This is a genomic window from Brevundimonas sp. NPDC007368, assembly GCF_042869015.1.
Classification (GTDB): Bacteria; Pseudomonadota; Alphaproteobacteria; order Caulobacterales; family Caulobacteraceae; genus Brevundimonas.
The window spans coordinates 83,737-107,718 of record NZ_JBIAFA010000001.1 but is presented as its reverse complement, the minus strand read 5'-3'; the positions used below and the strand labels follow the sequence as shown (position 1 = coordinate 107,718).

Genomic DNA, 23,982 nt, shown 5'->3' with positions numbered 1-23,982 from the left:
CTTACGCGCGCTCGAACGAATAAATTGTGCAGTAATGATAGCCGTCTAGAGGATATTTTCTGAAAGTGAAGCCTTCCTTCTCGAAGATCGACACCAGAAAATCTTCACGGAAGCCCAACTCCATCCAGCCCCGCTGCCGCATGATCGAGACATTTTCTCCATCGAGGCGAATGCCCCACGGATAGGGCAGCCAAGGCACAGCCCCCTGGGCGATCGGCTCTCCCGCCATCATGACCTTGCCGCCCGGCTTCAACATCCTGTGCAGCCGGGGGATGACGTCGAGGAAGTCGAAACAGTGGTGGAAGCTCTCATAGAAATAGACCAGGTCATAGGCGCCGTCCTCGCCCGCCGGATTGTCTCCGAAGACGCCGACATGAGACGTCAGGGGCGCCTTGTAACGCTCTCCTAGCTGGGCGACGGCCGCGCTGAAGGCCGGATTGATGTCGACCGTATCCACCCGGACGCCCGTACGCGCGAAGGCCAAGGCTATCTGGCCGAAGCCCGCGCCATACTCCAGGGCCCGGTCCCCGGCTTTCAGGCCGCTCTGACGCAGCAAATGCCCCAGCGCCATCAGATGATCACCGGCGACGAAGGTGTTCCCGGTCGAATAGAAGGCCGGCCTGTGAATCGCATCTGCGTGAACGATCTCAGGCGTGTCTTCGTCGGCGGCTGGATTATAGGCTGGCCGCTGGGTGATGGCCGACCATAACGCCAACTGTTGAGCCCGGTAGTCGTCGCTGCGGGGGTCAATCCAGAGATCGAAGCCGTCGGGCAGGGCGAAGGCGCCGACCTGGGCGATGTTGCGAAACACATCGACGTTCAGGGCGGCCGTCACAGACGCGACCTGATCCAGCGCAAAGCGCCGCGGCTGCCCCTCGCCCAGGATCGCCAGAGCGGTCAGCTTTTCATCGTCGGGACGGCTGTGGAATTCCTGGCTGGCGATCATGTGGCCATTGAGAACGTCGACCACCAGCCCGGCGCCGACTTCTCCCAGCCAATGCTGCAGGCCACCCTCATCCGGCTCTCGCCCGAGGATCTGACGATAGGCGCGCTCGACGTCTTCCTTCGTCCCTTGAGGCGACGCCGTTTCAAACCTGACCATCTAGCTGCCCCACAAAATTGCGACGCTCAACGCCATGTATTTCTAGCGTCCTTTGCGGCCAAACATGATCACACCATGGCAACCGCCGTGGTTGGTGTGCTGTATGATGAGATTGTGAAAGCCGTGACGCGAGGTCATCTCGATAATGCGCGACATATCATAGTCGTACATCTCCATCCCGCCGACATCGCCCTGGTCGTGGTCGAATGAAACGAAGCGATCGCCGTCCCACTGACCGCGGCGCAGAGACGGCCACAGGTGGGTCAGGAAGCTCTCGTCCTTGAACAGGGTGACGTGCAGGCTGAGCGCTCCGCCGGGGTTCACGCGGGCCAGCAGATCGTCAAGCAGGCGGTAGCCGCGCTGCGGCGGAATGTGCTGGAAGACGATGATCGAGTTGAGCCAGTCGAAAGTCTCGTCGCCGAGCGCGGATACGTAGTTCACATTGGCCGGCGCGTGGCGACGCGCCTCGACCAGCATGCCGGGGGAGATGTCGAGGCCCGTCGCCTGTCGGCACATCTCGCCCATCGCCCGCGTCAGCCGCCCCACGCCGCATCCAAAGTCCAGGGCCGAGGCGTCGGAGAAGTCGCCGAAATGAGCCTGGATCAGTTGCCGATAGCCGTGCATCTCATTGCGCCCGGTCTGCCAGAACTCTTCCAGAGCCGCCGGCGTGATGTTGGCGCGCAGGAAGCGCGGATCGCTGAGCACCCCGTAGAAGGGCTCGCCCTCGCCGAGCATAGCCCAGTCAGCATCCGTATCTTTCACGCCCGCCCCCTCGGATCACATCGTTACTGCGCGACCATGCCAGCCCCAGGCGTCGCGCGCCATGTCGGCGATGTCGCGCTTCGGACGCCAGGCCAGCTTCTCGCGGGCGGCGCGGTTGTCCGCCACCAATCGAGGGGCGTCGCCCGGACGTCTCGGCTGCGAAACCGAAGGCACGAGCCGGCCGCTCGCCCTGGACACCGCCTCCAGAAGCTCTCGAACGGTCACGCCGCCGCCGGTTCCCAGGTTGAACGCCTCTCCCCCGGCGCCGCCCTCCAGAAGACGACGCAGCGCCAGCACATGAGCATCGGCCAGATCCAGAACATGGACGTAGTCGCGCTCGGCCGTGCCGTCGCGGGTGTCGTAGTCCTCGCCGAAAATAGAAAAGGCCTCGCGCCGCCCCTGCGCCGTCTCGACGGCGATCGGCAGGGCGTGTGTTTCCGGATCGTGCCGCTCGCCGATACGTCCCTGTGGATCAGCCCCGGCAGCGTTGAAATAGCGCAGGATGATCGGACGGATTCCGCCGTAGGCCGCCAGATCCTTCAACGCCTGCTCGACCATCAGCTTGGTACGACCATAGGGACTGATCGGAGCTTGAGGGTGATCCTCGTCCAGGGGCAGGTACTGCGGCTCCCCATAGGTGGCGCAGGTCGAGGAGAAGACGAAGGGCTGGATGTTCCGCGCCTGCATGGCGCGCAGAACCGTCAGGGCCCCGCCGACATTGGTCTCGTAGAAGTCGCCGACCTGCTGAAACGACAGACCGACCTCGATCAGGGCCGCGAAGTGGATTACCCCGACCGGCGACCAGCGATCCAGCGCGCGCTCGACATCGGCGTGGCTGCGGACGTCGCCTCGCTCAAGCGGCCCCCACTGGACGAAGGCTTCATGTCCGTTCGACAGATTGTCGAAGGCCACCGGCGTAAAGCCTGCTTCGGCCAGACGCAGACAGGTATGGCTGCCGATATAGCCGGCGCCGCCTGTCACCAGAACATGGTCAGACACAGATAGCCCCTATTGCAGCGAAAGCTGATTCAAACCCGACAATTCCTTGCTGCGACCCGTGGCCTCCAGTTGAGTGAAGGCCGACATGATGTGGTAGAAGGTGCTGGCCGGCGCGGCCTCATTGATGAAGCCGCCCTTGGCCAGACGCTTGTCGCGCCAGACCCCTTCCGGCGTCAGGTAGGACCACAGCGCTCTCATGGCGGCGGCGGCGTCATCCAGAAGACGACGACGTTGGCCGTCATGCGCGTCTTCCGCCAGCAGCAAGGACGCCTTCAGCCATTCGGTCTGGGGCCAGAGCCGCGCCCTCCCGCCCAGCGGGCGCCCTTGATCGTCAATGGCGTCCAGGGCCACGGGCATCCGGCCCGCGACGCCGCGCGCGCCCCAGTCGTAGAGCTGGAAGGCCAGGTCCCGACCATCGGAATTCCCGCGAAGACGGGCATGGCGCGCCAGCAGCCAGGCCCATTCGAACTGATGGCCCGGCTCGACCAGCCGGCCGCGCTCGCCCGTCGCCGGCGTCCAGTCAGCCGTGAAAAATTCGCGCAGGAAACCGCCCTCACGGTCAATGAAGACATTGCGCGCAAGGTCCACGAGTTCATCCGCCAGCTTCGCCCAGCCCTGATCGCCGCCGCCTTCCTCCCAGGCCAGACAGGCCTCCAGCAGGTGCATGTGCGCATTGGCCTGGAAGGGCGCCTCCCCCTCCTCGACGAAGGCGCCGTTCGCCATGCGATGTGCGGCCAGGCGTTCCCGCACGCCGACAGCCAGAGCCTCCATGGCCCCCGGCGTCGCCTCGACGCTGCGCGCCGCTTCGAGCGCAAACATGATGAACGCGTGGTCATAGACCCGCGCCGTCTCGTCTAATGCGGCGCCGTCCGGCGCCAGCAGGGTGCGATAGAGACCGTCCGGTCGAAGATAGGCCGATTGCAGGGCCTCGACGCCCGTGGAGACCGCACGGCTCCAGCCGCCCTGCCAGCCAAGGCGTCCCGCTTCAGCATAGGTCCAGATCTGGCGCGCCTGAACGCGCGTCCGGCGCGCGGCCACGAGCGGCCGAGAATCCAGCGTCAGGGCCTCGGCGAAGCGTCCGTCGGACTGCTGCCCGATAGCGCTCCACATCGGCAGGGCTCGAACCCGAAGCCACTCCGCGAAGCGCGCAGCGCCATCTCCCAGGGTCTCCGGTGCGGGTCGGTGGAAGTCCAGATGCTGCGGAAAGGCCGCACCGACACGGGCCACCACACGCTTGACGTCCTGCGCCCGTGACAGGTCGCAGACCAGAACAGCGTCTGCCTCTACCACGATCGCGACATTCCTCACGCCAAGGGCGGCGACGATCGTGCCCTCCGGCGCCCGAACCAGACAACCATCAGAATCCTCGAGGATGTGCTGACCGAAATCACCTTCGCCGGTGTCGGCGATCGAATCCCAGGCTCCAAGGTCTGACCAGTCGAAGTCCACCTCGAGCACGGACGCCAGTTCAGTGCGCTCCATCACCGCATAGTCGATCGAGATCTTCGGGGACTGGTTGAAGGCGTCGCCCAGCACCAGGACCGGACTGGGGGGCACGTCTGTGAGCGCCTGCCGCGCCGCGACCTCCACGCCCGGCGCAAATTGTCGCAACTCGCGCACCAGGGCGTCGGCGCGAACGATAAAATTACCGCTGTTCCAGAGGTAGCCGTCTTGAATGTAGGCAGCGGCGATCTCGGCATCCGGCTTTTCCCGGAAAGCCTCGACGTCCGACAGGCCGCGCCCAGTCGGCTTGATATAGCCATAGGCCGAGGACGGGGCGGTCGGCATGACGCCAAGGGTGACGATCCGCCCCCCCCCGGCCCCCGTCGCCGCCTCTCGCACTGCCCGGCGGAAAGCCAGATTGTCCGGCACATGATGGTCGGAAGCCAGGAAGACGTTGACGCCGTCGGCGTCGTGTTCCTGGGTCCAGATCGCCGCCGCCGCCATGGCCGCCGCGGAATCACGGGCCTGGGGCTCCAGCAGAACCTGGGCGTCCACGCCGACCTCTTCCAGTTGATCCAGAATCCAGTCGCGGTGGCCCACGCCCCCGACCACGATCAGCCGCCCGCCCTCGACGGCCAGGGGCGCGACCCGCAGCACCGTTTCCTGAAACAGCGAGCGATTGCCCGCCAGCGGGATGAACTGCTTGGGCCGCGACGGCCTCGAAGCGGGCCACAGACGCGTGCCGGCGCCGCCGCACATGATCACAGGATAGAGAACCATTCCCCCTCCTAGACTGCACCGCCATGGATGCGAAGAGCCGAGAAGCCGGGTTGAACGATCCCGACGATCGGCGCGAGATTACATTAGTCTTTGCTGCATCGCTTGCCTGTCTCTCTCCACTGTCTAGTGTGAGCGCTCTCAGTCCTTCGGCAGGCGTTCATGTCCTCATTCCAGACCGATCAAGATAATTCGCCCGCTCCCGTCGCCGGCGGCCTTGACGATCCTCTGTACTTCCTGAACGCCGACGCTCGCGGCCTGGGACCGGCTCCGGGCGGCAAACCCTCGCTGACGATCAGCGACGCGGCTCTGCAGTTGACGCGAACAGGGGCGTCCTGGCTCGGCGGCCAACCCCTTGGCTCGGGCGTGACGGTCAGTTTCGCCTTCCGCAGCAATGCGCCGACCACCATGCCGACCGACACCACGGGCTTCAGCCAGTTTTCGGCGACGCAGATCGCCGCCACCCTGCTGGCGCTGCAAACCTGGTCCGATGTGGCCAACATCCGCTTCGTTCGTGTCGATGACGGCAACGGCTATTCCGACAATGCGACCCTGCTTTTCAGCAACTATTCCGGCGGCCAGGACAGCGCGGCGGCCTTCGCATACATGCCCGGCTCCAGCGCCTTCGGATCGGCGTCTGGCGACGTCTGGATCAACAACACCCTGAGCTACAACATCTCACCGATCCAACTGGGGTACGGCCAGCAGGTTCTGGTTCACGAGATCGGCCATGCCATCGGTCTCAGCCATCCCGCAGCCTACAACGCGTCGGACAACGAGACGATCACCTACGCGAAGCACGCCACCTACTATGAAGATTCTCGTCAGTACTCGGTGATGAGCTACTTCAGCGAGAGCAACACCGGCGCCTCGTTCTCCCGTGCCTATTCGTCTGCGCCCCTGCTGGACGACATCGCCGCGATCCAGCGCCTGTACGGCGCCAACATGACGACGCGGACCGGCGACACGGTCTACGGCTTCAACTCGAACACCGGCCTGCCCTGGTTCACCACCAACAACTCCAGCATCGGCGCCATATTCAGCGTGTGGGACGCGGGCGGCATCGATACCCTCGACTTCTCGATCTATAGCCAGAGGCAGGTGATCGACCTGCGCCAGGGACACTTCTCCAACGTCGGCGGCATGATCGGCAACGTCTCCATCGCGATGGGCGCGGTGATCGAAAATGCCGTAGGCGGCAATGGCTCCGACGTGCTGATCGGCAATTCCGCCGCCAACCGCCTGACAGGCGGGCTCGGCGATGACGAAATCGACGGCGGCGGCGGCATTGATACGGCTGTCTTCAGCGGCAATCGCTCAGCCTACACGATCGACACCTCGGGTCCCAAGGTGGTGGTCACCGGCCCCGACGGCACAGACACCCTGGTGAACATTGAATTCCTTCAGTTCGCCGATCAGACCATCGCCCTGTCGACCAACACCGGCGTCAGCCTGACGGGTACGGCCGGTCCGGACACCCTGACGGGCACCGAACAGAACGACTCGCTTGAGGGGGGCGGCGGGAACGACGTTCTGATCGGCCTTGGCGGCAATGATTTTCTGTCCGGCGGCGATGGCGACGACATCCTCATCGGCGGCAAGGGCAGCGACAATCTGGTGGGTGGCGCCGGAATCGACACCGCCGTCTTCGGCGGCCTGTCGCGGGGCTACGCCTCGATCAGTTCGACGGCCGTCAGCGGCGGACGCGACGGCGGCACGGACTCGCTGTCGTCAATCGAGAAAATCAAATTCCTGGATGGCGTGAGGTCTTATGTGACCACGGACGCCTACGCCGTCGTCTATCGTCTCTATGACGCGGCCTTCGACCGTGAGCCGGACCCGGTCGGTCTCGCCACCTACGCCCAGCAGCTGTCATCGGGCGCGACTGTCACGGACATTCTGAGAATCCTGTCCAGTTCGGCTGAGTTCCAGACGCGTTTCGGCGGTACGGACAATGAAACCTATGTCCGACTGATGTATCGCTACTCGCTTGACCGTGAGCCGGACGCCGCCGGCCTTGCGCAGCACGTGGCCTCGCTCAACAACGGCCTGTCGCGCCTGGATTTGCTGGCCGTCTTCAGCGAGTCGGCTGAGCACAGGCAGTTGGTGACGTCCAAGATCGAGAGCCGGGGCATCTGGGTCCAGGACGAAGCCACCATTGCCGTCGCCCGTCTGTACGACAGCGTTCTGGACCGCGTGCCCGACATCGGCGGGCTCGACCACTATCGCGGCGCCGTGGACCAGGGTTATGGCCTGCAGCAGTTCGCCGACAACATGGTGCAGTCGCCCGAATTCCGCGCCCGTTACGGCGATCTGTCGAACACCGACTTCGTCAAACAGATCTACCGCTTCGTTCTGGACCGCGAGGCCGACGCCAAGGGTCTGGGCGAATACGTGACCGCCCTCAACAACGGTCTAACGCGCGCCGAACTGGTGATCATCTTCTCGGAATCGCCGGAGCACCGGGCCTCCTATCAGTCGACCTGGGAAAATCAGGTCCGCAACCTGGAGGCCGGCCTTTACCGGGCGCCCGAACCGGAAGCCTTCCAGGACGGCGCCGCTGAACCGCAGACCTTGCCGCGGGCCGACGACGGTTTTGGCGACCTGACGGACGGCTGGCATCAGGCCGACGCCTTTGTCCTTCCGGCGGAGCTGGAAGGGCTTCTTGCCCTGCCGCCCCTGTTCGCTGACGAAAGCCTGGACGCCCGGCTCCAGACCCTGCCGCCCTTGGAGCCGATCCAGGTCAACCTGGCGCTCGATGGGCTGCATCCGCACGACGGCCTGATCCATTCGCCCGGCCACGACGACTGGTTCCTTGCCGCCTGACGCCGACAGCGACTAACAAGCGCGGGGCCGGCGCATCGCCGGGGCGTAGACAGGGTCAATGGCATGAGCGGCAAGACGGCCCTGGTGGTTCTGGGGATGCATCGCAGCGGCACCTCGTCAGTGGCGGGCGCGCTCGCACTGCTGGGCGCCACCGCGCCGCAGACCCTGATGCAGCCCGCCGAGGACAACCCCAAGGGCTTCTGGGAGAGCGAGGTCCTGGCTGGGCTCAACGACCGCCTGTTGGCGGCGGGCGGTTCGACCTGGCACGACTGGCGGCGCTTTGATCTGGCGACCGTCGGCGACGCCCTGCACGCTTTCCGCGCCGAGGCGGCGGACAGGCTGGCGGCCGAGTTCGGCGACGCCAGCCTGATCGTTCTCAAGGACCCCCGCATCTGCCGCTTGTTCACCTTCTGGCGCGGCGTGCTGGAGGACAGCGGCTACCGCGTCGTCGTGATCAGTCCGGTGAGGCCCCCGGCTGAGGTGGCCGCCTCGCTGATGACCCGCAACGCCATGTCGCGCAGCCATGCCCTACGGCTGTGGCTTCGCCATGTGTCCGACGCCGAGCGCGCTAGCCGCAACCTGCCCCGCCGCGTCCTGGCCTGGTCCCACTTCATCGCCGACTGGCGCGGGCAGGTCGAACGGATGAGCCGTGATCTCGGCGTAGCCTTTGATCGCAGCACCGAGGCCGAGGCCCGCGTGGACGACTTCCTGTCCGCCGAGCTGAAACGTCAAAACGCCGATGAACGGGTTCCCGATCAGATCCGCCGCGCTCACCAGCTTCTGCTGCTGACCGCCCGCGACGGCGACCACCCCGACCTGCAGCGCGCGCTGGACGGCATCCGTCAGGCCTTTGATCAAGCTTGCGACCTGTTCCCGGATGCGCCCTGCTAAGGCTTCCTGCGCGTCAGGCGCTGCCCGAGCGACCGACCACCTTGCCTGTACCCTCGCAAACGGGACAGGTCTCGCCTGAAACCAGCGCGCCTGCGCCCTGACACTCAGGGCACAGGGTCGCGTCACGGTGCTGCAGCGACGCCGGATCAACGGGATCGCCCGGCCCCATGTCGCGGTCGTCGATCTCCGTGGGGTCTATGAACGGGCTCATGAAGGGCAAACGCCCCGCGCCCGCCCCGGTTTCGTCGTGACTTGCGCGCCCTTCAACGCTATCGAGCGGCCATCATGAAAGAGACCGAACGGCAATCCGAGGAACGCAGCTGGGAAACGGCGAAGACGCTCGCCGAGGCGCTGCCCTATATCCAGGTTTATGACCGCGAGACCGTGGTCATCAAATACGGCGGCCACGCCATGGGCGAGAGCGCTGTCGCGAAACAGTTCGCCGCCGACGTGGTGCTGCTGAAGCTGATGGGCGTGAACCCCGTGGTGGTCCACGGCGGCGGGCCGCAGATCAGCGCCATGCTGGACAAGGCCGGGGTCAAATCCGCCTTCGTCGATGGCCTGCGCGTGACGGACAAGGACACCATGCAGGTGGCCGAGATGGTCCTGTCCGGCGCGGTCAACAAGGAGATCGCCCATTGGATCACCGTCGCCGGCAAGGAAGCCGACGTGCGCGGCGTCGGCCTGTCGGGCAAGGACGCCGGCCTGCTGACGGTGGAGAAGACCAAGCGCACCAAGCGCGACCCCGACAGCATGATCGAGCACGAGGTCGATCTGGGCTTCGTCGGCGAACCGACCAAGGTCGATCCCAAGCTGATCAAGGGCCTGATCGCCTCCGAGACCGAGGACTGGGTGCCCGTCATCGCCCCCATCGGGGTGGCCGAGGACGGCATGACCTACAACGTCAACGCCGACACGGTGGCGGGCGCGGTGGCCGGATCCCTGGGCGCCAAGCGGATGCTGCTGCTGACCGACGTGGCGGGCGTGAAGGGCGCGGACGGCGAGATCATCCGCCAGATGAACCTGGAAGAGGCGCAAGCCCTGATCGACACCGGCGTCGCCAACGGCGGCATGATCCCCAAGCTGGAGACGGCCATGGCCGCCGTCCGCGCGGGCGTCGAGGCCGTGGTCATTCTGGACGGTCGCCGTCCCCACGCCATGCTGGTCGAGCTGTTCACCGAGTTCGGCGCGGGCACGCTGGTGAAGGCGAAGTGACGGCAGGCGCGACGGGCGGGCCCCTGAAGGCGAGCACCGAGATCGGCGCCGACCTGCGGCACGTCCGGTCCTGGGTGTTCGACCTCGACAACACCCTTTACCCGCCCGAGACTCAGTTTCTCAAACAGGTCGAACAGCGCATCAACCACTATGTGGTGCGCACCTCGGGCCTGGAATCGGCCGAGGCCCTGGCGGTGCAGCGCGGCTATCTGCACGACTACGGCACCTCGCTGGCCGGGCTGATGATGCACTACGAGATCGACCCGCACGACTTCCTGGCCGAGGTCCACGACGTGCCTCTGGACGTGCTGACGCCCGATCCCGGCCTGCACGCGGCGCTGGAACGTCTGAGCGGCCCGCGCCTGATCTTCACCAACGGCTCGATCGGCCACGCCCGCCGGGTGATGGAGCAGCTGGAGCTGACGCGCTTCTTCGACGGGGTCTTCGCTCTGGAAGACGCCGACCTGATCCCCAAGCCGGACCCGCGCACCTTCCAGAAGATGCTGGCCCGCTTCGGCGTCGATCCGACCACCGCCTGCTTCTTCGAGGACACGCCCAAGAACCTGGAGCCGGCGCACGCCATAGGCATGACCACGGTTCTGGTCGGCCCCAAGGCCTTCACGGCCGAGGGCGCGCACATCCAACACCGGGCCGCCAGCGTCGGCCCCTTCCTGACCACCGCCATGCTGGACGGAGATCCGCAATGACCGACCTGACCCATCTGGAATCCGTGATCGAAGCCGCCTGGGAAGCTCGCGCCGAGGTTTCGGCCGCCACGCGCGGCGAGGTCCGCGACGCCGTCGACACCGCCCTGGCCCTGCTCGACTCCGGCCAGGCCCGCGTCGCCACGCGCGGCGAGGACGGCGTCTGGGCCACGCATCAGTGGCTGAAGAAGGCCGTGCTGCTGTCTTTCCGCCTGAACGACAACGTCATCATGCGCGCCGGCCACGCCCCGACCCTGCCGCTGTCGGCCGATCATCCGGTCGCCGTCGGCCCCTTCTGGGACAAGGTGCCCAACAAGTTCGGCGACTGGAGCGCCGCCGATTATCAGGCCGCCGCCTTCCGCTCGGTGCCGGGCGCCATCGTCCGTCGCGGCGCCCACGTGGCCAAGAACGTCGTGCTCATGCCCTCCTTCGTGAACATCGGCGCCTTCGTCGATGAGGGCTCGATGGTCGACGCCTGGGCCACGGTCGGCTCCTGCGCCCAGATCGGCAAGAACGTCCACCTGTCGGGCGGCGCCGGCATCGGCGGCGTGCTGGAGCCCCTGCAGGCCAATCCAACCATCATCGAGGACGGCTGCTTCATCGGCGCCCGCGCCGAGGTGGCCGAGGGCGTCATCGTCCGCGAAGGCGCGGTTCTGGCCATGGGCGTTTATCTGTCCGGTTCAACCAAGATCGTCGACCGCGCCACCGGCGAAATCTTCCGCGGCGAGGTCCCGGCCTACTCGGTCGTGGTGCCCGGCGCCCTGCCCGATCCGAACGGCGGCCCGTCGCTGTACTGCGCCGTCATCGTCAAGCGCGTCGACGCCCAGACCCGCGCCAAGACCGGCGTCAACGAACTCTTGCGCGACTGATCCGGAGCGCCGCTCCGAACAGACAAAAGGCCGGTGGATCGCTCCACCGGCCTTCTTCGTATCAGCCTGCCGTCTGAAGGTTAGCGCTCGACGCACAGGGCCACGCCCATGCCGCCGCCGATGCACAGGGTGGCCAGACCCTTCTTCGCGCCCGAGCGCTTCATCTCGTGCAGCAAGGTGGTCAGGACACGGGCGCCCGAGGCGCCGACCGGGTGGCCGATAGCGATGGCGCCGCCGTTGACGTTCACCTTGGCCGTATCCAGCCCCAGTTCCTTGACCACGCACAGCGACTGGGCGGCGAAGGCTTCGTTGGACTCGATCAGGTCCAGATCGGCGACGGACCAGCCCGCCTTCTCCAGCGCCTTCTTCGAGGCCGGGATCGGGCCGGTGCCCATGATGGCCGGATCGACGCCCGCCGTGGCCCAGGAGGCGATGCGGGCCAGAGGCTCGAGGCCGCGCGCCTTGGCTTCCTCGGCCGACATCAGCACCAGGGCGGCGGCGCCGTCATTGATGCCAGAGGCGTTGGCGGCGGTCACCGAGCCGTCCTTGACGAAGGCAGGCTTCAGCTTCTCCATCGCCTCGATGGTGGCGCCGTGGCGGATGTATTCGTCCTGATCGACGACCACGTCGCCCTTGCGGGTCGAGACGGTGACAGGCGCGATCTCGTCGACGAACTTGCCGGCCTTCTGGGCGGCCTCGGCCTTGTTCTGCGAGGCGACGGCGAAGGCGTCCTGGGCGGCGCGGTCTATCGACCACTTGTTCGCGATGTTCTCGGCCGTCTGCCCCATGTGATAGCCGTGGAAGGCGTCGATCAGGCCGTCCTGCAGCATGCTGTCCTTGAAGCCCAGCTCGCCCATCTTCTGGCCATTACGCAGCTGGGCCGTGTGGGGCGACTGGCTCATGCTTTCCTGACCGCCGGCGACGACGATCTTCGCGTCGCCCTGAACGATCTGCTGATAGGCCAGAGCCACGGCACGCAGGCCCGAGCCGCACAGCTGGTTCAGGCTCCAGGCCGGGGTCTCATTGGGCAGGCCGGCGCCGATCGCGGCCTGACGCGCCGGGCCCTGACCCGCGCCCGCCTGCAGCACCTGCCCCAGGATGACCTCGTTGACGTCGGCGGCCGCCACGCCCGCGCGCTCCAGGGCCGCCTTGATGGCGACCTCACCCAACTTGGAAGCGGGCAGGGTCGACAGGGCGCCGAGGAAGGAGCCGACCGGGGTGCGGGCGGCGGAAACGATCACTACGTCAGTCATGATATTCACTCCGGGGAGAAATTCTGATCGAGGTTGTGCCGCATTGCACACTCCGCGTCACCTCTCGCAAGTGCGAAGTTCAGCTCTTCGTCATCATCCGGGCGCAATCTGCCGGGAACGATCCCCTCAAAGAACGCTTTTCAGGAGTGATGCTGGTGCGGCTGAAATCCTTGGCGAGACGGGTGTGGACGCCAGACGACCTCGACATGATCGAGCACTATCAGTCGCGCGCCGAGCGCTTGGCCGACCTGTGGGTCCATATCGTGGGCCTGGCCCTGGCGGCCGTCGGCGGGGTCATCCTGGCGGTGCTCGCGGGGCTCTACAGTGGGATCAGTGCAGTGGTGGCCACCGCCATCTACGCCGTATGCCTGCTGGCCATGCTGACGGCCTCGACCATCTACAACCAGACCCACCCCTGCGCCGCCCGCCCCGTGCTGCGACGCCTGGACGAGGCGGCCATCTTCCTGATGATCGCCGGCAGCTACACCCCCTTCACCACCCAGAGGTTCGAGGGGGCCTGGTCGATCGGCTTCACCCTGGCCGTCTGGCTGATGGCCCTGACCGGGGTCGGGGTGAAGATGTTCGCCCCGCGCATTTCCGACGTCTTCTGGAGCGGGGTCTATGTCCTGTTCGGCTGGGTGGCGATCTTTGCGCTGAAGCCGATGATCGAGACGGTGCATCCGCTGGCGCTGGGGCTCTTGGTCGCAGGCGGGCTGATCTACACCTCGGGCGTCTTCGTCTTCATCAGTCAGAAGGTGAAGTTCCGCCGCGCCATCTGGCACGGCTTCGTCGTCGCCGGGGCCGGCGTGCACTGGGCGGCCATCCTGATCGGCGTGGTCCTGGCCCCCGGTGCGGCCTGACGGAAAAGCGCCCTCTGGCCTTCGCGCGCGCAACGCGTGATAGTGCGGCGTTGCAACAACGCGAGAACAAGCGTGAACGACAAGAAATCCGAGGGCGGAAAAACCCGTGACGGCGTCGTCGTCATCAAGAAGTATGCGAACCGGCGGCTCTATAACACCGCCACCAGCGCCTATGTGACGCTGGAAGACCTGGCGCAGATGGTGCGCGAGGGCGTCGAATTCGTCGTCTATGATGCCAAGTCCAATGACGATCTGACGCGTCAGATCCTGACGCAGATCATCTTCGAGGAAGAAAGCCGGGGTGAGGCCTTGTTGCCGGTGCAGTTCCTGCGCCAGCTGATCGGCTTCTACGGCAACTCGATGCAGTCGGTCCTGCCCTCCTATCTGGAAATGTCGCTGGACAGCTTCACCCGCCAGCAGGAGCAGCTGCGCAGCCAGTTCAGCCGCGCCTTCGCCGGGACGCCCGGCGGCGGCCTGATGGAAGAGGCCGTGCGCCAGAACATGGCCATGTTCGAACGCGCCATGAAGATGTTCCCCGGCATGGCCGCCTATGGCCGTCCCGAGGCCGAGGCGGAGAAGGCGTCCGCACCGGATCCCGCGCCCGCGTCCGCGCCCAAGGCTGACCCCGCCCTGGACGAGATGCGTCGCCAGATGGACGAGATGCGCGCCCAGATCGAGCGCCTGGCCGGCGCCGGCAAATGACCGACGGCGTGCGCCCGGTCGGTCCGATCGAAGGCCACACAGTGCACGAGCGCCGCGAAGGCGACCGGCGCGGCCGTGATCGACGCGCTGCCGCTGAGGTCGCGACGACGTCGCGCGCCGTCGTCCCGGCCGGCGAGCGGGTCGATCATGCCGCCTCCCCGGCAAAGCCTGCCGTGTCGCCAAGCGCCCCTCCGGCCCTGTTCGCCGCCCAGGTGATCGGGCAGACAGGCCAGAAGCGCGGCCTGAAGGGCGGCCCGCCGGTGCTGGACGCGGCCCGCTCCACCTATCTGGGTGCGGAATACTCGGGCAAGCGCGACCGCCGCCCCCGCGTGGGTCGGGCCAAACAGACCGAAATCTAGGCCCGCCCGGCCGATGGCACGGCGTTTGCGACGACTCCGGCGTCTTCGACCGGAGCTTGTCCCATGGCCGTCCTCAACCTCGCCGCCCGTCTGTTCGACGTGACTGTGGTCGCCCTGGTTTTCGTCGCCTTCAGCTAGCGCTCGCTGCCCGAACGGAACAGGCTGCGCGTCAGGGGTTCGAACAGATATTGCAGCGCCGTGCGCTTGCGCGTGACGACCACGACCTCGACCGGCATCCCCGGACGGATGTTGGTCGCTGATGGGCCCAGACGAACCATTTCCTCGGCCGGCACGACAATCTCCACCCGATAGAAGGGATGTGCGCCCGAAGGGGTTTCCGAGGTCAGGCGGTCGGCCGAAATGCGCATCACGCGGCCGTGGATGATGGGCGGGTTGCGGTCGCGCAAGCCCGGGAATTTCACCTCGGTAGTCAGCCCAGGACTCAGACTGTCGATGTCGCCCGGGCTGACCGAGGCGACGATTACCTGAGAGGCGTCGTCCGGCACGATCTCCATCAGGATCTGCCCCGGCTGGACCACGCCGCCGACCGTGAAGACACTGAGGCCCACGACTTGGCCAGTCGCGGGAGCACGGACCTGGTTGCGGGCGATCTGGGCGCGCGCCTCCGCCAGACGGGGACGCAATTCGTTCAACTGCACCTCGACCTGCTTCAACTGCTCGGCCACGTCCTCATTCAGCTTTGTCGTCACCCCGGACATCTCCAGCCGCGTCTCGCCTATGGCCTCGCGGGCGCGGGCGACCTGGGCGCGCAAGGATCCCTCCTCGCCTTCCAGAGAGGCCGCGGTGCGCTCTAGCGCCCGAACGCGCGTCAGGGGCGCATAGCCCTGAGCGGCCAGGGAGCGCACGCCGTCCAGTTCCTCGACGATCAGACGGCGCTGCTCCAAATTCGAAGCGATCTGCCGCTCCAGACCGGCGATCTGCTGCTCCAACTGCTGCGAGCGCTGCGACAGAACGCCGGTTTCGGTGCCGCGCCCCACGCGACGGGCGGCGAACTGCAACCGCTGCAGGCGCATGGCCTCGTCGGCCAGGGCCTGATCCTCGGGCGGCAAGCCCGTCAGCTCCGGCGGGGTCTGGATCGCGACCAGCCGATCCCGTTCGGCGATCATGCGCGCCCGCTGCGCCAGCAGGGCATAGACTTGCCCCGCCAGTCCCCGCTCGGCGGCGATCAGTTCGCCGGACGCCAGTTCGACCAGCACCTGACCGCGCGCCACGTGGTCGGCTTCGGCCACCTTCAGGGCCGAGACGATCCCGCCTTCGCGATGCTGAACCGCCTGACGGTTGCCCGACACTGAAACCTCGCCCTGGGCGTAGGCGCCGGCATCCAGCCGTGCGAAGGCGGCCCAGCCTAGGAAGACCACGAAGAAGGCGACGAAGATCGCCGCCCCCAATCGGATGTCACGACCCGGCGCGTCGCCGGCGGCGATCGGAGGCGAAGGCGGGGCGCTCATGCGGGGGAGCTCCGGCTCGGAGCGGCGTGACGCAGGCGTTCCAGCACGGTCTCGCGAGGTCCCTCCAGTTGAACGACGCCGTCCGTGAGCATCAGCAGCCGGTCGACCTGAGCCAGAACCCCGGCCCGGTGGGCCACCACCACGACGGCCGCGCCGCGCGCCGCCGAGCTTTTGACGGCGGACAGGAGGGCGGTCTCGCCTTCCTGATCCAGGTTCGAATTGGGTTCGTCCAGCACCAGCAGCACCGGATCGCGGAACATGGCCCGCGCCAAGGCGACCCGCTGGGCCTGTCCCGCCGACAGACCCGCGCCGAAGGGCCCCAGCAGGGTGTCATAGCCCAGCGGCAACCGCAGGATCATGTCGTGCGCGCCCGCCGCCTGGGCCGCCGCGACCGCCTCGCGATCCACCAGAACCGGATCATGCTCCAGCGTCGAGGCGAAGCGGGCGATATTGTCCTTGATCGTCCCGGCGAACAGGCTGGGGGTCTGCGGCAGATAGCCGATATGGCGCGCCAGATCGTCGCCGGGCCGCGCCTCATAGGCCGCGCCGTCCAGGCGAATGACGCCGGCGGTCGGCTTCATGCCCCCCGCCAGAATGCGCGCAAGCGTCGTCTTGCCCGAACCGCTGGCCCCGATAACGCCCAGCACCTCGCCCGGCGCGAGGGCCAGAGACACCTGCCGAAGCTGCGGCGCCTCCGTGCCGGCGTAGCGCAGGGACACGCCCTCCAGCGTCACCCGACCGCGCGGTTCAGGCAGAGCCGTCCGCTGAACGTCCTGTGAGGACGTAGAGGCGAACAGATCGATCAGCGCACGCCAGCTCGCACGGGCCTGAACCAGGCCGGGCCAGGCGCCGACCAGCAGCTCGATCGGCGCCACGGCGCGGCTGAGCAGGACCGAGGAGGCGATGATGGCGCCCGGCGACAACTGGCCACGCACGGCCAGCAGGGCGGCGACGCCCAGGGCCAGCGACTGCAGCGTCAAACGCACGAACTTGATGGCGCCGCTGTAGCGGCCGCCGGTCAGCTGGGCGTCAGCCTGGCGCGAGACGGCCTCGTGGCGTTGGTCGATCTGGCGGGCGATGCTGGCTTCGCGCATGCCCAGAGCCCGCACGACCTCGGCCTGACCGGCGATGGCTTCCTGAGCGGCGTAGGCGACGTTGGCCGCCTGAATGGCCCCGCTCAGACGGGCGCGGCTGTCGCGCTCGTTGGCGACGGCCAACGCCACGAGGATAGCCCCCCCGACCAGGGTCAGAACGCCGATGGCCGGGTGCAGCAAGAAGCAGCACAGCAGGTAGATCGGGGTCCACGGGGCGTCGAACAGGGCCAGAGCCCCCTGCCCCGCCACGGCCGAGCGAACATTGTCGAACTCGCGTAGGACCTGGGAGCCCGGCGCCGGGCCCTCGCGGTCTGTGACCCGCGCCAGAACCCGGGCGGAAAGCAGCCGATCGAGGCGCAGTCCGGCGCGCAGCAGCAGCCGCCCCCTGATCCAGTCCAACCCCGACAGCGCCGCCAGGGCCAGGACGGCGATCACCGTCAGGAAGGCGAGGGTCGTCAAGCCGCCCGTCGGCACGACGCGGTCATAGACCTGCATCATGTAGAGGGTCGGCGTCAGATAGAGCAGATTGACTAGGGCGCTGAACCCCGCCGCCCAAAGAAAATGGGTCCGACAGGCCCGGAAGGCGTCTGCCAGGGGCCGGGTCCCCGGCTCGTCAGGAAGAAGGCTTCTGAACACGCAGCTTTCCAAGGCCCATGGGCGGAAACCGGCAACCTATCGCGTCGTTACCCATCGGGATAGACTCTGGTGAACAGCCGGATGACGTGCCTTCCGCTTCAGGGATTGTATCATGCGCCGCCCCACCACCGTCGCGGTATCCATTCTCGCCTGGGCCGTCGCCGCCTCGGCGTCCGCCTGCTCTGGACCATCTTCGATGACCACTTCTGCTTCGACGCCTTCCCAAGCCGTGCCGCAGGATGCGGTCGGCCTGTGGCGCATTTCCATCGCCGGCGACGCGCGCGGATGTCTGCTGGCGCTCAACCTCAATGCGGCGAACGGCGGCTACGGCCTGGTGCTGGAGGATTGCCGTCTGCCCGAGCTATCGAAGGCGCGCAGCTGGCGCATGACGCCAAGCGGACTGGAGCTGTGCGACGAGCGCGGCGCGGTGCTGGCCCGATTGCGTCGCCAGACCGTGGACGCCTACAAGGCCGAAGGCGGAGGCCCCGCCTACCTCATGGCGCGGGCGCCCCTGACCTGAGGCCCTAGCGCGGATTCAGGTCGAAGTCGCGCCGCGAGGCGATGATGGTGACGATGAAGCCCGCCAGCACGTCCAGCAGCACCATGGTCAGGATCAGGAAGAAGACCGATCCGGCGAAACCCGGCAGCAGCAGGAACTCGACCAGGCAGACCACGAACAGCGCCATCGACAGGGCGTGATTGACGATGGCCACCCTCTGGCTGGAGGTCGACTTCAACAACTCCACGAACAGCAGGATCAGCGACAGAAACAGAATCAGGTCGCCTATGCTGATATTCCACATCGCGCCCGAGGTCATCGGCACGCGGAACAGCACCTCGCCCAGCACCGCCGTCGGCCCGATCAGGGGGTCAGCGCCAGCCCCGCCGAGCAGGATCACCAGGTTGTAGATCACGACCGGCACGATCAGCAGCGGTATGGCGATCAGCATGGGCGGCCCCTCCAGATCGTCCTGCTTAACCCTGTTTCCAGCGCTCGGCCATATGGCCGCGGTTCGATCAGAACTCGCTGATCGCGCCTGGACGGCGCGAGCGTGACTTCAGCCACATCACGCCCAGCAGGTCGGAGAACGACGCCCGCAGCCGACCCCAGTTGGTGTATTTCGAGCGGCCCGTCTCGCGGTGACGGTGATCGACGTCGAGATAGCGGTTCTCGTAGCCCTCGCGGATCATGAGGGCCGGCAGGTAGCGGTGGATGTGATCGAAGTAGGGCAGCCGCAGGAAGACGTCGCGGCGGAAGGCCTTGAGCCCGCAGCCGGTGTCGTCGGCGTCGTCGGACAGCAGCTTCTTGCGGATGCGGTTGGCCCACAAGGAGGCCTGACGCTTGGCGTTGCTGTCCTGACGCTTGGCGCGGACGCCGCCGACCAGGGCGACGCTGGGCGGCGCCGCGATCAGGGCGTCAGCCAGACGCGGGGCGTCGGCCGGGGGGTTCTGGCCGTCGCCGTCCAGCGTGACCACGATCGGGGCCCGCGCGGCCAGGACGCCGGTGCGCACGGCCCGGCTCTGACCGGCGTTGGTCGAATGCGACAGCACGCGCAGGGCCGGCAGTTCCGCCATCGCCGCCTGTAGTTCGGCCAGAGTCGAATCGCGGCTGGCGTCGTTGACGAAGATCATCTCGTAGGACCGACCGGCGAAGGCTTCGGCGATCTCGCGCGCCAGGGGCACGGCGGCGCCGGATTCATCATGCACCGGCACGACGACGGAAATTTCAGGAGCGGAAGCGAAGCTGTCGATCATTTGTCGCTCTGTAGCGCATCGCCGGGCCTGAGTGAAACGGCGCCGCGCGGCGTTGCGCCTCATGGCGTCGGCGCGCCGACAGGCAGACGACTTGGCCGCGATATCGAGGAACCGTCATGATCCCCGCCTTTGAACTGCCGCTCGCCCTACCCCACCCTGCCCTGCCGCGCGCCGACTGGGCCGACCGCTTCGGCGTCGAGGGCGTGGCCGGGCCGCTGACGGCGCGACAGGCGCTGGAGCGGATGACCGTCCGCGCCCCGGACTGGATCGGCCGACTGATGGCGCTGCGCAACAGGCTGGTGCGACTGGTCGGACTGAAAACGGCGAAGATCGACGGCTTTCCGGTTCTGGCAGAACGCGATGATGAGATCATCGTCGGTTTCGACGACGGCCATCTAGACTTCCGCCTGGTCATCCGCGTCGAGCCCGCACAGCCGGGCTTCAACCGCGTCAGCATCGCCACCCTGGTGGACCGCCACAATGCGTTGGGGCGGGCCTACATCGCCGTCGTCACGCCGTTCCACAAGGCCATCGTGGCCCGGATGCTGCGCAGCCTTGCAAGCTGAAGCTTCCGGGGGGCGGCGTCGGCGTGATACGACAGCGCCATGAACCGCCCGAACCTGGATCACCTCATCGCCGGCTGGCGCGGCCCCGTTCTGGCGGCCCTGCTGACCCTGCTCGCCGGCCTGCCCAGCCTGCTGCTGCTGCCGCCGCTGGACCGCGACGAAAGCCGCTTCGCCCAGGCCACCGCGCAGATGCTGGAAAGCGGCGACTATGTCGATATCCGCTTCCAGGACGAACCGCGCTGGAAGAAGCCGGTCGGCATCTACTGGATGCAGGCCGTCGCCGTCGGCCTGACCTCGGACGTCGAGGACCGCAACATCCAGCCCTATCGCCTGCCTTCGCTGTTCGGGGCCATGCTGGCCGCCTGGGCCGTAGCCTGGGCGGGAGCGGCCCTGTTCGGCAATCGCGCGGGCTTCTTGGCGGGCGCCATGCTGGGGGCCACCTTCCTGCTGTCGTCCGAGGCGGGCATCGCCAAGACCGACGCCATGCTGTGCGGCCTGACCACATTGTCGATGGCGGCCCTGGCGCGGATCTATATGGCGACGCGGGCGGGCGAGAAGCCGGTGCGCTGGCACAAGCTGCTGTTCTGGCTGGGCATCGGCCTGTCCATCCTGATCAAGGGACCGATCGGCCTGCTGGTCGTAGCCCTGTCGATCATCGCCCTGTCGGTCTGGGACCGGAACATCAGATGGCTGGGTCGCCTGGGCTGGGGCTGGGGCCTGCCTCTGGTGGCCCTGCTGGTCGGCCCCTGGGCCATCGCCATCACCATCGCCACCGACGGCGGCTTCTGGCGCGAAGCCATCGGCGGCGACCTGGCGCCCAAGATCGCTGGCGCCCATGAAAGCCACGGCGGCTTCATCGGCATGTACGCCCTGCTGTCGCCCCTGCTGCTCTTCCCCGTCACCCTGATGCTGCCCGCCGCCCTGTCGACGGGCTGGCATCGCCGCGCCGAGCCGGCCATCCGCTTCGCCGTCTGCTGGCTGGTCCCGGCCTGGCTGATGTTCGAGATCGCCCCGACCAAGCTGTGGCACTATACCCTGCCCACCTTCGGCGCGATCGCCCTGCTGGCCGCCGCCGCCCTGACCCAGCCGATCGGCAAGGTCTCGCGCATTTCCGGCGCCCTGGTGGGCCTGTTCGCCGCCGTCGTCATCTGCGCCATCACCGTCTATGGCCTGACCGAGTTCGGGCGCTCGACGGCCCAGACCTGGGCCACCGTAACCATCGTCTTCGCCGTCATGGCGGCGGCGGTCGGCGGCTTCCTGCTCGTCAACCGGGCGGCGATCACCGGGGTTCTGGCCGCCATCGCGTGCGGCGTCATCGCCCACGCCGGTCTGGCCGGGACGATCCGCCAGCTGCGCCCCCTGTCCATCGCCCCGCGTCTGGTGAAGACGCTGGAGTCGGCCGAGCTGAGCCCGGCTCAGGGCCGCTACCCGGGCCCGGTGGCCATCACGACCTTCCACGAGCCCAGCTTCGTCTTCCTGACCGGCCGCGACACCCAGCTGACCGACGGCCCCGGCGCCGCCCGCGCCCTGGCCGAGGGCCGTCCCGCCATCGTCGAAGCCCACGACGACGAAGAATTCCGTCGCGCCCTGGCCGACCTCGGCGCCGCCGGACGCGCCGTCGGCGTGGTCAGCGGCCACAACTATTCCTCGGGCGACGACGTGCGCCTGACCGTCTACGCCCCTGCGGGCGCCGGCCAGCGGAGCGCCCGCTGATGGGCCGCTTCATCCAGATCGTCGAGGTCGGGCCGCGCGACGGCCTGCAGAACGAAAAGGCGGTGCTGACGCCGGCCGTCCGCGCCGACTTCGTGCAGCGTCTCGAATCGGCGGGGGCGAAACGGATCGAGGCCGTCAGCTTCGTCCACCCTAAATATGTGCCGCAGATGGCGGGCGCCGAAGAGGTCATGGCCGCCCTGCCCCCCGCCAAGGGCCGCAGCCGCATAGGCCTGGTCCTGAACGGCAAGGGCTATGACCGGGCGCTGGGCACGGCGGTGGACGAGGTCAATGTCGCCATGTCCGCCACCGACGGCTTCGGCCTGAAGAATCAGGGGTTGGGCGTCGACCAACAGGTGCAGATGCTGTCCGACATCATGGCGGGCCGTCGCAATGCGGAAGGCGCGCCGGGCGCCACGCCCAAGCTGACCGCCACCCTGTCCTGCGTCTGGGGCTGCCCCTTCGACGGCGAGGTCACGGTCGAACAGGTCAGCGATCTGGTGGCCCGCATCGCCGCCCTGGGCGTCGAGGAGATCGCCCTGGCCGACACCATCGGCGTCGGCGATCCGTGGAGCGTGACGAAGAAGGTCGAGGCCGCCCGCAAGGCCGCCCCCGACGCTGTCCTGCGTCTGCATTTCCACGACACCCGCAACACCGGCCTGGCCAACGCCTATGCGGGGGTCGAGGCCGGGGTGGACATTCTGGACGCCTCGGTCGGCGGCATCGGCGGCTGCCCCTTCGCCCCCGGCGCGACCGGCAACATCGCCACCGAGGACCTGGTCTATATGCTGGAACGCGCGGGCTTCTCCACCGGCTACGACCTCGACAAGCTGATCGAGAGCGCCCGCTGGATCGGCCAACAAATCGACAAGCCCCGCCTCAGCGCCCTCAGCCGGGCCGGGGGATGGCCAAAGCCGGCCGGTTAAGACAGAAGCTCCAGTCGTCGCTCGCTCGAGTCGCCGCCGCCATCGAGGTCCCATTGTTCAATCCCTTCTCGAAACGCTCGGCACGTTTTCGCCAGCGACTCGCCAAGGCTCCGGCCAGACTCGAGGTGCTCGAAACCCAGGTGGCGCGGCTGGCCCAGGCCCTGGAGGAGCACCGGCGTGAAACGCGCCTGCTCTACAGCGCCCTGGCCCTGCCCGAACGCAGCGCATGGGATGGGCAACCCCCGCTGCTGAGCGGACAGCCGGGTCAGAACATCTTTCCCTTCAGCACGGTGTGCCGGCAGGACAGCTTTGAAACCCCCGCCTTCTCCTACTGGTGCCGACGCCTGGACGAAGGCCTGCGTTATCACCGCAAGCTGTGGGAGTTCGTCTTCATCTGCCAGGCGCTGTGGGAACGCGGCGCGATACGTCCTGGCGCGCGCGGTCTGGGTTTCGGCGTCGGATCGGAGCCCCTCAGCGCCTATTTCGCCTCCGAGGGCTGCCGGATCACGGCGACCGACATGGCCGTCGAGCGCGCCGAGGAGATGGGCTGGATCCTCACCAACGAACACGCTCAGGGCAAGGCGGCCTTGCGCAAGCCGGCGGTCTGTCCTGACGATCTGTTCGACGCCAATGTCGAGTTCCGCACCTGCGACATGAACCACGTCCCGGACGATCTGACGGGCTATGATTTCTGCTGGTCGGCCTGCGCCTTTGAGCACCTGGGCTCCATCGAGAAGGGCCTCGCCTTCGTCGAGCGCTCGATCGAATGCCTCAAGCCCGGCGGCTGGGCGGTGCATACCTCCGAATACAACTACGGCTCCAACATCGAGACCATCGACCATCAGGATACGGTCCTGTTCCGACGCCGGGATCTGGAGAAGGTCACGGCGCGCCTTCAAGCCAAGGGTCACCGCGTGGCTCCGTTCGACTTCTCAATGGGGAATGGTCTGGTCGAGCAGTACATCGACGTCATGCCTTATCGCGACCAGCCGCATCTTAGGATGTCGCTGTGGGGGCACCCGACCACCTCGGTCGGCGTCATCATTCAACGCGGCGAGGCCTGA

General features: G+C 67.2%; 23 protein-coding genes. 13 read left to right on the top strand and 10 right to left on the bottom strand.

Features of this window, described 5'->3' with window-relative positions:
* Position 1: 1 nt before the first annotated feature.
* Genes ACFYLW_RS00505 through ACFYLW_RS00490 form a run of 4 tightly spaced genes read right to left on the bottom strand, consistent with a single transcriptional unit; the run spans position 2 to position 5,086 of the window.
* On the bottom strand, positions 2–1,102 hold the full coding sequence (locus ACFYLW_RS00505; RefSeq protein WP_390182419.1) for a methyltransferase domain-containing protein: 1,101 nt from the start codon (positions 1,100–1,102) through the stop codon (positions 2–4).
* A gap of 42 nt (positions 1,103–1,144) precedes the next feature.
* Positions 1,145–1,864, bottom strand: a complete 720-nt coding sequence (locus ACFYLW_RS00500; protein WP_390182418.1) for a class I SAM-dependent methyltransferase — start codon at positions 1,862–1,864, stop codon at positions 1,145–1,147.
* Between the two features lie 15 nt (positions 1,865–1,879).
* Positions 1,880–2,863: a UDP-glucose 4-epimerase GalE gene (gene galE / locus ACFYLW_RS00495; RefSeq protein WP_390182417.1), complete on the bottom strand. Its 984-nt coding sequence runs from the start codon at positions 2,861–2,863 to the stop codon at positions 1,880–1,882.
* 9 nt (positions 2,864–2,872) lie between these two features.
* Positions 2,873–5,086 carry an AGE family epimerase/isomerase gene (locus tag ACFYLW_RS00490; RefSeq protein WP_390182416.1) on the bottom strand — a complete coding sequence of 738 codons (2,214 nt, stop codon included), beginning with the start codon at positions 5,084–5,086 and terminating at the stop codon, positions 2,873–2,875.
* 159 nt (positions 5,087–5,245) lie between these two features.
* Between ACFYLW_RS00490 and ACFYLW_RS00485 the strand changes: the two genes are divergently transcribed.
* Positions 5,246–7,909 (top strand): DUF4214 domain-containing protein, encoded by a 2,664-nt coding sequence (locus tag ACFYLW_RS00485; RefSeq protein WP_390182415.1) that lies wholly within the window; start codon positions 5,246–5,248, stop codon positions 7,907–7,909.
* A 63-nt stretch (positions 7,910–7,972) separates the two neighbouring features.
* Positions 7,973–8,800 carry a hypothetical protein gene (locus ACFYLW_RS00480; protein WP_390182414.1) on the top strand — a complete coding sequence of 276 codons (828 nt, stop codon included), beginning with the start codon at positions 7,973–7,975 and terminating at the stop codon, positions 8,798–8,800.
* Between the two features lie 13 nt (positions 8,801–8,813).
* Here the strand turns inward: ACFYLW_RS00480 and ACFYLW_RS00475 are convergent, their stop codons facing one another.
* Positions 8,814–9,011, bottom strand: a complete 198-nt coding sequence (locus ACFYLW_RS00475) for a hypothetical protein (protein WP_390182413.1) — start codon at positions 9,009–9,011, stop codon at positions 8,814–8,816.
* 74 nt (positions 9,012–9,085) lie between these two features.
* Here ACFYLW_RS00475 and argB point away from each other — a divergent pair, with 74 nt between their 5' ends.
* Genes argB through dapD form a run of 3 tightly spaced genes read left to right on the top strand, consistent with a single transcriptional unit; the run spans position 9,086 to position 11,588 of the window.
* Positions 9,086–10,015, top strand: coding sequence for an acetylglutamate kinase (argB, locus tag ACFYLW_RS00470; RefSeq protein ID WP_390182412.1), 930 nt, complete (start codon positions 9,086–9,088; stop codon positions 10,013–10,015).
* A complete protein-coding gene (locus ACFYLW_RS00465; protein WP_390182411.1) occupies positions 10,012–10,722 on the top strand; it encodes a pyrimidine 5'-nucleotidase in 711 nt (236 codons plus the stop codon). The genes argB and ACFYLW_RS00465 overlap by 4 nt, the downstream gene beginning before the upstream one ends.
* Positions 10,719–11,588: a 2,3,4,5-tetrahydropyridine-2,6-dicarboxylate N-succinyltransferase gene (dapD, locus tag ACFYLW_RS00460; RefSeq protein WP_390182410.1), complete on the top strand. Its 870-nt coding sequence runs from the start codon at positions 10,719–10,721 to the stop codon at positions 11,586–11,588. The genes ACFYLW_RS00465 and dapD overlap by 4 nt, the downstream gene beginning before the upstream one ends.
* A gap of 80 nt (positions 11,589–11,668) precedes the next feature.
* On the opposite strand, the gene ACFYLW_RS00455 is transcribed toward dapD, so the two are convergent.
* On the bottom strand, positions 11,669–12,841 hold the full coding sequence (locus ACFYLW_RS00455; protein ID WP_390182409.1) for an acetyl-CoA C-acetyltransferase: 1,173 nt from the start codon (positions 12,839–12,841) through the stop codon (positions 11,669–11,671).
* Positions 12,842–12,990: 149 nt separating this feature from the next.
* Between ACFYLW_RS00455 and ACFYLW_RS00450 the strand changes: the two genes are divergently transcribed.
* From ACFYLW_RS00450 to ACFYLW_RS00440, 3 genes are all read left to right on the top strand, one after another.
* Positions 12,991–13,701, top strand: a complete 711-nt coding sequence (locus ACFYLW_RS00450; protein ID WP_390182408.1) for a hemolysin III family protein — start codon at positions 12,991–12,993, stop codon at positions 13,699–13,701.
* Positions 13,702–13,773: 72 nt separating this feature from the next.
* Positions 13,774–14,403: a polyhydroxyalkanoate synthesis repressor PhaR gene (phaR, locus tag ACFYLW_RS00445; protein ID WP_390182407.1), complete on the top strand. Its 630-nt coding sequence runs from the start codon at positions 13,774–13,776 to the stop codon at positions 14,401–14,403.
* Entirely contained in the window at positions 14,400–14,762 is a 363-nt protein-coding gene (locus ACFYLW_RS00440) for a hypothetical protein (protein WP_390182406.1), read from the top strand. Before phaR ends, ACFYLW_RS00440 begins: the two co-directional genes overlap by 4 nt.
* A 134-nt stretch (positions 14,763–14,896) precedes the next feature.
* Here the strand turns inward: ACFYLW_RS00440 and ACFYLW_RS00435 are convergent, their stop codons facing one another.
* Both ACFYLW_RS00435 and ACFYLW_RS00430 read right to left on the bottom strand, forming a co-directional pair.
* Complete coding sequence (locus ACFYLW_RS00435; protein ID WP_390182405.1) at positions 14,897–16,231, bottom strand: HlyD family type I secretion periplasmic adaptor subunit; 1,335 nt, start codon at positions 16,229–16,231, stop codon at positions 14,897–14,899.
* The gene (locus ACFYLW_RS00430) at positions 16,228–17,961 is read right to left on the bottom strand and encodes a type I secretion system permease/ATPase (RefSeq protein ID WP_390182404.1); all 1,734 of its coding nucleotides are present in this window, start codon (positions 17,959–17,961) and stop codon (positions 16,228–16,230) included. The genes ACFYLW_RS00435 and ACFYLW_RS00430 overlap by 4 nt, the downstream gene beginning before the upstream one ends.
* Before the next feature lie 196 nt (positions 17,962–18,157).
* Between ACFYLW_RS00430 and ACFYLW_RS00425 the strand changes: the two genes are divergently transcribed.
* The gene (locus tag ACFYLW_RS00425) at positions 18,158–18,481 is read left to right on the top strand and encodes an AprI/Inh family metalloprotease inhibitor (RefSeq protein ID WP_390182403.1); all 324 of its coding nucleotides are present in this window, start codon (positions 18,158–18,160) and stop codon (positions 18,479–18,481) included.
* Positions 18,482–18,485: 4 nt separating this feature from the next.
* On the opposite strand, the gene ACFYLW_RS00420 is transcribed toward ACFYLW_RS00425, so the two are convergent.
* Both ACFYLW_RS00420 and ACFYLW_RS00415 read right to left on the bottom strand, forming a co-directional pair.
* On the bottom strand, positions 18,486–18,911 hold the full coding sequence (locus ACFYLW_RS00420) for a hypothetical protein (protein ID WP_390182402.1): 426 nt from the start codon (positions 18,909–18,911) through the stop codon (positions 18,486–18,488).
* A 67-nt stretch (positions 18,912–18,978) separates the two neighbouring features.
* Positions 18,979–19,716, bottom strand: coding sequence for a glycosyltransferase family 2 protein (locus tag ACFYLW_RS00415; RefSeq protein WP_312062157.1), 738 nt, complete (start codon positions 19,714–19,716; stop codon positions 18,979–18,981).
* Positions 19,717–19,832: 116 nt separating this feature from the next.
* Between ACFYLW_RS00415 and ACFYLW_RS00410 the strand changes: the two genes are divergently transcribed.
* The 4 genes from ACFYLW_RS00410 to ACFYLW_RS00395 are packed head-to-tail and all read left to right on the top strand — an operon-like array spanning position 19,833 to position 23,982.
* A complete protein-coding gene (locus tag ACFYLW_RS00410; RefSeq protein ID WP_390182401.1) occupies positions 19,833–20,282 on the top strand; it encodes a DUF2867 domain-containing protein in 450 nt (149 codons plus the stop codon).
* A 39-nt stretch (positions 20,283–20,321) separates the two neighbouring features.
* On the top strand, positions 20,322–21,995 hold the full coding sequence (locus ACFYLW_RS00405; RefSeq protein ID WP_390182400.1) for an ArnT family glycosyltransferase: 1,674 nt from the start codon (positions 20,322–20,324) through the stop codon (positions 21,993–21,995).
* Positions 21,995–22,918 carry a hydroxymethylglutaryl-CoA lyase gene (locus ACFYLW_RS00400; RefSeq protein ID WP_390182399.1) on the top strand — a complete coding sequence of 308 codons (924 nt, stop codon included), beginning with the start codon at positions 21,995–21,997 and terminating at the stop codon, positions 22,916–22,918. The genes ACFYLW_RS00405 and ACFYLW_RS00400 overlap by 1 nt, the downstream gene beginning before the upstream one ends.
* A complete protein-coding gene (locus ACFYLW_RS00395) occupies positions 22,897–23,982 on the top strand; it encodes an SAM-dependent methyltransferase (RefSeq protein ID WP_390182398.1) in 1,086 nt (361 codons plus the stop codon). Before ACFYLW_RS00400 ends, ACFYLW_RS00395 begins: the two co-directional genes overlap by 22 nt.

Bases quoted from the DNA above. Each gene is read 5' to 3' on its own strand.
- argB (WP_390182412.1), top strand. From the start codon at position 9,086: ATGAAAGAGACCGAACGGCAATCCGAGGAACGCAGCTGGGAAACGGCG.
- ACFYLW_RS00420 (WP_390182402.1), bottom strand. From the start codon at position 18,911: ATGCTGATCGCCATACCGCTGCTGATCGTGCCGGTCGTGATCTACAAC.
- ACFYLW_RS00405 (WP_390182400.1), top strand. From the start codon at position 20,322: ATGAACCGCCCGAACCTGGATCACCTCATCGCCGGCTGGCGCGGCCCC.
- ACFYLW_RS00480 (WP_390182414.1), top strand. From the start codon at position 7,973: ATGAGCGGCAAGACGGCCCTGGTGGTTCTGGGGATGCATCGCAGCGGC.
- ACFYLW_RS00455 (WP_390182409.1), bottom strand. From the start codon at position 12,841: ATGACTGACGTAGTGATCGTTTCCGCCGCCCGCACCCCGGTCGGCTCC.
- ACFYLW_RS00505 (WP_390182419.1), bottom strand. From the start codon at position 1,102: ATGGTCAGGTTTGAAACGGCGTCGCCTCAAGGGACGAAGGAAGACGTC.
- ACFYLW_RS00440 (WP_390182406.1), top strand. From the start codon at position 14,400: ATGACCGACGGCGTGCGCCCGGTCGGTCCGATCGAAGGCCACACAGTG.
- ACFYLW_RS00490 (WP_390182416.1), bottom strand. From the start codon at position 5,086: ATGGTTCTCTATCCTGTGATCATGTGCGGCGGCGCCGGCACGCGTCTG.
- ACFYLW_RS00485 (WP_390182415.1), top strand. From the start codon at position 5,246: ATGTCCTCATTCCAGACCGATCAAGATAATTCGCCCGCTCCCGTCGCC.
- ACFYLW_RS00475 (WP_390182413.1), bottom strand. From the start codon at position 9,011: ATGAGCCCGTTCATAGACCCCACGGAGATCGACGACCGCGACATGGGG.
- dapD (WP_390182410.1), top strand. From the start codon at position 10,719: ATGACCGACCTGACCCATCTGGAATCCGTGATCGAAGCCGCCTGGGAA.
- ACFYLW_RS00435 (WP_390182405.1), bottom strand. From the start codon at position 16,231: ATGAGCGCCCCGCCTTCGCCTCCGATCGCCGCCGGCGACGCGCCGGGT.
- ACFYLW_RS00400 (WP_390182399.1), top strand. From the start codon at position 21,995: ATGGGCCGCTTCATCCAGATCGTCGAGGTCGGGCCGCGCGACGGCCTG.
- ACFYLW_RS00425 (WP_390182403.1), top strand. From the start codon at position 18,158: ATGACCACTTCTGCTTCGACGCCTTCCCAAGCCGTGCCGCAGGATGCG.
- ACFYLW_RS00415 (WP_312062157.1), bottom strand. From the start codon at position 19,716: ATGATCGACAGCTTCGCTTCCGCTCCTGAAATTTCCGTCGTCGTGCCG.
- ACFYLW_RS00410 (WP_390182401.1), top strand. From the start codon at position 19,833: ATGATCCCCGCCTTTGAACTGCCGCTCGCCCTACCCCACCCTGCCCTG.
- ACFYLW_RS00450 (WP_390182408.1), top strand. From the start codon at position 12,991: ATGCTGGTGCGGCTGAAATCCTTGGCGAGACGGGTGTGGACGCCAGAC.
- ACFYLW_RS00395 (WP_390182398.1), top strand. From the start codon at position 22,897: ATGGCCAAAGCCGGCCGGTTAAGACAGAAGCTCCAGTCGTCGCTCGCT.